This window comes from Rhodococcus sp. O3 (genome assembly GCF_048897285.1).
Taxonomy (GTDB): Bacteria; Actinomycetota; Actinomycetes; order Mycobacteriales; family Mycobacteriaceae; genus Rhodococcus.
In genome coordinates, this window is sequence record NZ_JBMBTE010000026.1 from 45269 (window position 1) to 53177 (window position 7909).

A 7909-nucleotide genomic window follows, 5' to 3' on the forward strand; every position below is an offset into this window, starting at 1 on the left:
GTGGACTTCACCAATTGTTTACCTGCCGAGGGGAACTGGAGTACTCGAGTTTCGAGGTTGAAGTATCAAGGTAATGGGCAACATTCGGTCGGTATGTTTGAAAATCGTTGGTGCAAGCGGAAGTACGCCGTTCGAGTGCATCGGTGGTGGGTGAAGCTGTGAACCGCGTGTGGAATGCACTGGGTGCAGCAATAGTTCGAGGTCACGGCCCGGAAACATTTGTCCGTGTTGACTCCTCAAGAAGTGACCCGTTCGATGTGAACATGGTCACAGCGGCCTGATCTGGCGCACGGTGCCACACTCACCCGCGCTATCCGTCCGATTTGACACGCCGTGCCGCAGGAACGATCGGGGGAGCGCACGGGGGCCACTAGGGTGACGGACATGGGTGACAACCACACGGTCCGATTCGGCGACGTCCGGATAGAGGTGCTCGTCGACGGCGCCGGTCCCACCGTCGTCCTGCTGCCGTCCCTCGGACGCGATTCCCTCGACTTCGATCCTGTCGCAAGCGATCTCGCCTCAGCGGGTTTTCGGGTGCTGCGTCCCCAGCCGCGTGGCATCGGCGCGAGCACGGGGCCGATGGACGGCCTGGACCTCCACGACCTCGCTCGGGACGTCGCCGAGGTGCTCGAGCGCCTCGACGCGGCACCGGCTGTGGTGGCCGGTCATGCCTTCGGCCACTACGTCGCCCGCGTTCTGGCGGCGGACCGGCCCGATCTGGTGCGCGGCGTCGCCGTCCTCGCCGCCGGCGCCCGGCGTTTCCCCGCTTCGCTGACCGCGCGCGTCGCGCGATGCTCGGATCTGACCCTGCCGGACGAGGAACGCCTGGAGGAACTCGCCGCGGTGTTCTTCGCGCCCGGCCACGACCCGTCCGAGTGGCTGGGAGGCTGGTGGCCCGAAGCGATCGTGGCCCAGCGTGCCGCGATGGCGGCAACCGACAAGGAATCGTGGTGGACGGTCGCTCCGTCGCCGCTGCTGGACGTACAGGCCGGTGAGGACGTCTTCCGCCCCGCCGAGACCCGCAGCGAACTCGTCGACGAATTCGGCGCCGAGAAGGTCACCACGGCCCTGATTCCGGGCTGTGGGCACGCGCTGATCCCCGAGGCTCCCCACGACGTCGCACGAGTGCTCGCGGACTGGATCCGCACCCTCGACTGACCCCGGTTCTCCCGAGCGAACCCCGCCCCCTTCCGAGCGAACGGTACATTCCGTCGATCTGGGAGCCGAACGGTACATTCGCTCGGAAAAACCGCGGGCCACAACCACACCCACGACCCACAGCACGAGACGCCGAAGGGCCCCGCACCTTGCATAGGTGCGGGGCCCTTCGGCTACTGCCGTGTTACGCGAGGGTCTTGGCGATGCCTCGTTCGATGGCGGCGATGATCTGCGGACGCAGTTCGGCTGCCGGCACGATCCGGTGCACCGAACCGACCTCCTGGGCGCGCTGGATGTTGTGGATCGCCTCGAATTCGGCGGCCACCTCACCGAGCTTCTCCGACCGCACCGCGGTGCGCAGCGTCGCGAGTTCGACACCGAGGCGGGCCTTCTCGCCGTCCTCGGCGGCGGCGAGCTGAGCCTCGAGTTCGACGACACGGGGGTCCGACGCGGTGCGCTTGTTCACGTCGCGGGTGAACACGACCGCCGCGGCGGGTGCGCCACCGAGCACCGACGCGAACGAGCCCTCGACCGCGAGCACTTCCATGTTCTCGTTCAGTGCGCCGGAGAACACCACGAACGCGCCACCGTGGTAGCGGGAGACCACGACGAACACGATCGGGCCGTCGAAGTTGACGATGGCTCGGCCGATTTCGGCGCCGTTCTCGAGCTGCAGGTTGCGCAGCGACTCGGGGGAACCGTCGAAGCCCGACAGGTTCGCGAGCACGACCAGCGGCCGGTTACCGCTCGCCGCGTTGATCGCGCGGGCCGTCTTCTTCGACGACTTCGGGAACAGCGTGCCCGACGTCCACTGGTCCGGTCCGTCGGTCGGGAACCAGCCCTTGCGGGCGATCGCGCGGGACTCGATGCCGACGACCGTGACCGCGTGGCCACCGAGGTGGGCGTCGAACACCACGGAGGTGTCGGCGTCGGCCATGTCGGCCCAGCGCTCGAGCACCGCGTGGTCCTGGTCGACGACGGCGCGCATCACCGTGCGGATGTCGAACGGCTTCTTGCGATCCGGGTTCGTCTCCGAGGAGAAGATGTCCCCGACGGTCGTGAAGTCGCTGGACGGGTGCACGTGCGGGTAGACCCGGACGTCGCGGTCGATCGGGTCGTTCGACTCGGCCTTGCGCGGGAAGCGTTCTCCCGGTGCGAGGTACGCGTGCTCGTAGTGCCCGAACAGGATCTCGACGGCGGCCGAGACGTTCGGTGCCCAGTACTGCGCCTGCCCGTTCGGGCCCATGACGCGGTCGTATCCACCGATACCGAAGTTGTCCTCGGCCGAGACACCACCGGAGTAGTCGAGCGACTGCTTACCGGTGAGCACCATCGCGCTGTCGGGGGTCATCACGAGGATGCCCTTGGTGTGCATGAGCATCGTCGCTTCGGCGTTCCAGTACGGCTGCGCGCCGACGTTGATGCCGGTGACGACGACGTTGATCTCGCCGCCGTTCTGCGTGAACGTGATGATGCGGCGCAGGCCACGCGACACCCAGTCCATGTTCTCGGTGCCGGAGTCCATCGAGATGGTCGCGCCGGAGGAGAGGGCGAACCATTCGACCGGGGCGCCGAGCTTCTCGGCGAGGTCAATCGCGGCGACCATGCGGGAGCACTCGGCCTCGGCGACCGTGCCGAGCGCCTTGGTCGGGTCGCCGAACAGCGCGACACGGGTCATGCCCTCGGGGTACCGCGCGGTCTTGGTGGTGACGACGCCGACGATCAGGCCCGCGGTGTTGCGGCCGTACGGGCGGTCCACCGGTACGAGCTCGCCGGAGGCGTCGAAGTCGTATTCGACGAAGCTGCCGTTGCCCTTGGTGAGCAGCGGAACCAGCTCGTACGGGTACACCGTGCCGCGCGCCCGGGAGCGCTGGACCTTCTGGGTGTACTCGTCGAGCGGCTGCAGCGGCTCCTTCGGCGGCTCGGTCACCCGGGCCACGACGCCGGCACCGGAGCGGTACGAGAACCGCAGCGCCACCTCGCGTGCCGGGGATTCCGGGTTGTCGCGCAGCCAGCCGATGACGGTGATCTCCTCGAGCCCGGCACCGACGGTGATCGGCGCCGCACCCTGCCCGACGCGCTTGAGCTCGTCGAGGGTCAGTTCGACGACCGGCCACACGAACAGCACCACGCGGTTCGAGTCGAGGCGGCGGTTGCCGCGGGCGGCCTGCGCCCGGCGCATGCCGTCGAGGCAGCTGGCCAGCGCCCGCTCGAACGCGGGCAGCGACACGATCGCACCGGTCTCGTCACGCTGCGGCGCGATGTCGCGGACCTCGGCGAGCGCGATGAACCGCTCGTCGGACGGGTTCTCGTTGGCGACGAGGTGGTACAGGTACGTGTCAGGGTTCGCGGGCAGGCGGGTGCCGACGAAGTTCTTCAGCCGCCACAGATCCAGTCGCTGACCGGTCAGCGGGTGGATGTCGCGGATGTTGTGCTCTTCGGCGTATCCGCTGGCGAACGGGCGGAACGTGAAGACGTGCTCCTCGGCGGTGTCGGTGTGGCACACCGTGACCGTGACGCGGCGAGCCGTGGCGGTGACCGGGCGGGCGAGCAGCTCGGTGCGCAGCGCTTCGGCCTGTGCGTCGGCGTCGGCCGGGGCGTCGTTCCACGCCACGTACAGGTCGACGACGAGGTTCTCGATGCTCGGCAGGGGCTTCGCGGCGGCCTCGACGGAGTCGAGCGCGGCCGACAGCTCGGCATGCCGTGCCTCGGCGGAGATGAGGTACAGGCGGGTGCCGCGCAGGTCGAAGTTGCCGGTGACGAACTGGCGGCCGTCGACCGTGTCGGACTGCACGTCCTCGAGGGTGCGGATCTTGTAGGCGCGGCGGGTGATCACCTCGAGCAGCGGTCCCGGCACCGATTCCGGGCGGGTGATCTGCTGCGCGAGCAGGTCGATCAGCGGCTCGGGCGTCGCGACGAGGGCCTCGATGCGCTGCGTGTAGTCGGCGGCCTGCGGGTTGTCGGCGAGGTACGCGAGGCTGCCGCGCACGCCGTCGTACACCTGCTCGCGGGCCTTGCGGATGACGGGTTCCTCGAAGAACCGGAACCGCAGGTTGCGGGCGGCGTCGCCGATGAGCGGGTAACGCACCTGGGTGGCGACGATCAACCGGTCCAGGACCTCGTTGAGTTCGTGCGACAGGCGCGGGGTCTCGACGTTCGCGAGCCAACGCTCGAGCAGCGCCGACACCACCGGCACCGCGGTCTCGATGCGCTGCTGCGCCAGGAACAGCCGGTAGACGGCCTCCTCGAGTTCGCCGGTGCGGTCGAGCGAATCGACGTCGTAGTGACGCAGCGCGCGCGACAGGCGGGTGCGGAAGCTGTCCGGCAGGCCGCCGACCTCGACATCGAGGGACTGCAGGTAGCCGTGGAAGTACTCGCGGGGGCTGTGCACCCGGTTGTCGCCCGACTCCTCGTCCTGCGTGGGCCGGTTGCGCGAGAGCTCGCACACGTCCGCGAACGTGGTGAGCAGCGACAGTTCGGCGCGGACCAGGTCGCACTGCTTGCCGGCTTCGGTGCGCAGGCGGTCGTACTCGCTCAGCAGGGTCGCGGTGCGCTTGGCGGACACGTCGTAGCCGGTGATCAGTGCCTCGAGGGCGTCGATGCGCGCGAGGGCGTCGGCACCGGCGTCACCGGTGATCGCGGGCGCGGGGGTCGGGAACTGGACGCGCTCGACGACCGCGGTGACGGTCTCCTCGGCGACCTGGTCGACGCGCAGCAGCGGAGCGCCTGCGTCGACCTGCGAGTTCACGACCGCGAGGACTTCGCGGACCTTGCCGGCGAAGGGTGCGCGGACGGCGGTTTCCATCTTCATGGACTCGAGCACCACGAGCGTCTGGCCGGCCTCGACCTCGTCGCCGACGGCGACGGGCACGGCGACGACGACGGCGGGTGCGGGCGTGCGCACGACACCGGCCTCGTCCTGGCTGATCTGGTGGCTGACACCGTCGACCTCGACGAGGAAGTGTGCGGGTCCGGCGATGGAGACGACGTGGTGGCGACGTCCGGCGACCGTCACGCGCGATTCGTACTCGCCGAGACGATCGACGTCGACATCCAGTTCGCCGCTGCCGGTTTCGACGCGGTAGCGGTGCGGGCCGACCTGGCCGACGAACAGCTCGTAGGCCTGACCCTGGTAGCTCAGCTCGATCTTGCGGCCGACGGTGTGGCCGGCGCGGGGGCGGCCACCGCGCGCGGAGGTGAGGAACGCGGAGCGTTCGCGGGCCTCGTCGGCGTCGTACACGTCGATGGCGGTGGAGATCAGCGCGACGTCCGCGACCCGGCTGGGGCCGGTGGCGGTGCCGGCGCCGGTGCGGTCGAGCCAGCCGGTGTCGGCGGAGGCGTCGATGACCTCGGGGCGGTCGAGCAGTTCGAGCAGGAACGACTTGGTGGTGGTGCCACCGTCGAGGACGACGGTGGTCTCGCGCAGCGCGGTGCGCAGACGGGCCAGGGCCTCGTCGCGGTCACGGCCCCACGCGATGATCTTGGCGACCATCGAGTCGTAGTCGGGCGGGATGACGTCGCCCTGGGCGATGCCGGTGTCGACGCGCAGACCGGAGCCGAGCGGGAACTTCAGCAGCTGCACGGTGCCGGGCGCCGGAGCGAAGCCGTTGTCGGCGTCCTCGGCGTTGAGGCGGGCCTCGACGGCGTGCCCGAACTCGGTGGGGCAGTCGCCGGGCAGGGCCTCGCCGGCGGCGACGAGGATCTGCAGCTTCACCAGGTCGATGCCGGTGGTGGCCTCGGTGATGGGGTGCTCGACCTGCAGGCGGGTGTTGACCTCGAGGAACGTGAAGATCTTCAGGTCGGGCTGGTACAGGTACTCGACGGTGCCGGCGCCGCTGTATCCGGCGGCACGCACCAGGTCCGCGGACACCTTGCGCAGGTGATCGGACTGCTCCTTGGTGAGCAGCGGCGACGCGGATTCCTCGATGACCTTCTGGTTCTTGCGCTGGATGGAGCAGTCGCGCACACCGGGTGCCCACACGTTGCCGTGGTTGTCGGCGATGACCTGCACCTCGACGTGGCGGGCGTCGGTGACGAGACGCTCGATGAACACGACGGGGTCGCCGAACGAACGCTCGGCCTCACCCTGGGTGCGTTCGAGGGCGAGTTCGAGCTCGTCCTCCGCGTACACCTTGCGGATGCCGCGACCGCCACCGCCGGAGCGGGCCTTGATGATCAGCGGGTATCCGATGGCCTGTGCGTGCCGGCGGGCGTCGGCGCGGTTCTCGACGGGACCGCCGGACCACGGCGCGACGGGCACACCGACCTTCTCGGCGAGGATCTTGGCTTCGACCTTGTCGCCGAGCAGGCGCATGGCTTCGGCGGACGGGCCGATGAAGGTGATGCCCAGCTTGGCGCACAGGTCCGCGAACGCGGGGTCCTCGGCGACGAAGCCCCAGCCGACCCATACGGCGTCGGCCTTCGCTTCGATGAGGGCGCGCTCGAGCTCGGCGTGGTCGAGGTAGGACGTCGCGGCCGTGGTGGACGGCCGGAGGGTGACGCCTTCGTCGGCCTGGCGGACGAACATGGCCCGCCGCTCGGCGTCGGTGTGCAGCGCGATCGTCTTGATGTCGTAGTCGTGCTCGGAGTTGAGCTCCCGGACTGCGCGGATGAGACGGACTGCCGCCTCACCTCTGTTAACAACTGCGATCCGCTTGAACATACTCGTTGCCACCGTTCTCCAAGGTTGTGCGCGCTCGTAGCGACGCTCGTCGAAACTCCGCCCCGATGAGGAAGACAAATTAACCGATCAGAACGCCGACAATGTCACGAATTGACAACGCGGACGTGTGCATGTGATCGATCGACTCCTCATGATGGGCAAGGCAGGTCATGGGTCCGAAGTGCCGGGTCGACCCCGGCCCGGCGGACGGCTCTGCGGCAGGTTTCCCGCCACACTCGGCCATCGTCGTCGATGACCGTCCCCGCACGGGTAATCCTTCCGGTAACAAGCATGAACCAAACATGAGGGTTTGTCACGTTTTGGATATCGACACCCTAGGGGTCTTGCGCATCCACCCTTCGTGTGGTGGAAAGCGTTGCGCAGGGCGCGAATTGGGCTTTCGATGAAGGGTCAACCATGCGGGGTGTGGCGAGCGTCACGCACGTACTCCGGGGTAACACCGATGGGTAACCACGCGGCCGAGGCCGATCGGGAGGTTACCCGCCGGTATCGCCGCCACATGCCGTCGGCAACTTGACAAATTCAACCATCTGTCAAGAAAGAGCGCGGCAAATCGGTCGAAATCCCTGACTTCTGTGACCCATCTCACGTAATCCGACCCGGCGGTCTCCAAAACGAGCGCACGTCGACGGGCCGTTCCCGGTGCCTCGCGCGCGGTGTCCGTGTCGCACCGTCACGGATTCTGGAACAGTGGAAGGGTCCGGACACCGCGAGGAGGCCCTGAATGATGTCCGACGAGCACATGTTCGACTCGCCCGCGCTGCGCCGCGAGCGCATCGACCGTCAGGTACGCGAGTGGTGCGAGCACGGCCGCATCGACGGCCGGCACGCGCCGCTGAGCGACGCCGCAGCCCTGTGTCTGGCTGCTGGGTACCTCGACGAGCAAACCCGCGAGATCCTCGCGGTCCGACGCCGCACGGGCCGGCCCCTGCCCACCCTCGACGGCTTCGGTGACCTGCGCCGGCTCACCGACGAACACGCGCGCATCGCGTCGCGCGCTGCGGAACTGCGCCCCGGTGCGACGCGGCTCGTGTTCGAGTACCGCGCACTCGAACTCGACAAGCG

Annotated in this window: 2 protein-coding genes and 1 pseudogene; 2 read left to right on the forward strand and 1 reads right to left on the reverse strand. The window is 68.5% G+C overall.

Annotated features, from left to right (window positions below; translation table 11 throughout):
- Positions 1-384: 384 nt before the first annotated feature.
- On the forward strand, positions 385-1161 hold the full coding sequence (locus ACN675_RS10440; protein ID WP_420750794.1) for an alpha/beta fold hydrolase: 777 nt from the start codon (positions 385-387) through the stop codon (positions 1159-1161).
- Between the two features lie 184 nt (positions 1162-1345).
- Here the strand turns inward: ACN675_RS10440 and ACN675_RS10445 are convergent, their stop codons facing one another.
- Positions 1346-6823 carry a carboxyl transferase domain-containing protein gene (locus ACN675_RS10445; RefSeq protein WP_420750798.1) on the reverse strand — a complete coding sequence of 1826 codons (5478 nt, stop codon included), beginning with the start codon at positions 6821-6823 and terminating at the stop codon, positions 1346-1348.
- A 745-nt stretch (positions 6824-7568) separates the two neighbouring features.
- Here ACN675_RS10445 and ACN675_RS10450 point away from each other — a divergent pair.
- Positions 7569-7909 (forward strand): annotated as a pseudogene (locus ACN675_RS10450) (hypothetical protein); the annotation flags it as partial.

What these genes read in the sequence shown, in the direction of transcription:
- ACN675_RS10440 (WP_420750794.1), top strand. Translation starts at nt 385, where the DNA reads ATGGGTGACAACCACACGGTCCGATTCGGCGACGTCCGGATAGAGGTG.
- ACN675_RS10445 (WP_420750798.1), bottom strand. Translation starts at nt 6,823, where the DNA reads ATGTTCAAGCGGATCGCAGTTGTTAACAGAGGTGAGGCGGCAGTCCGT.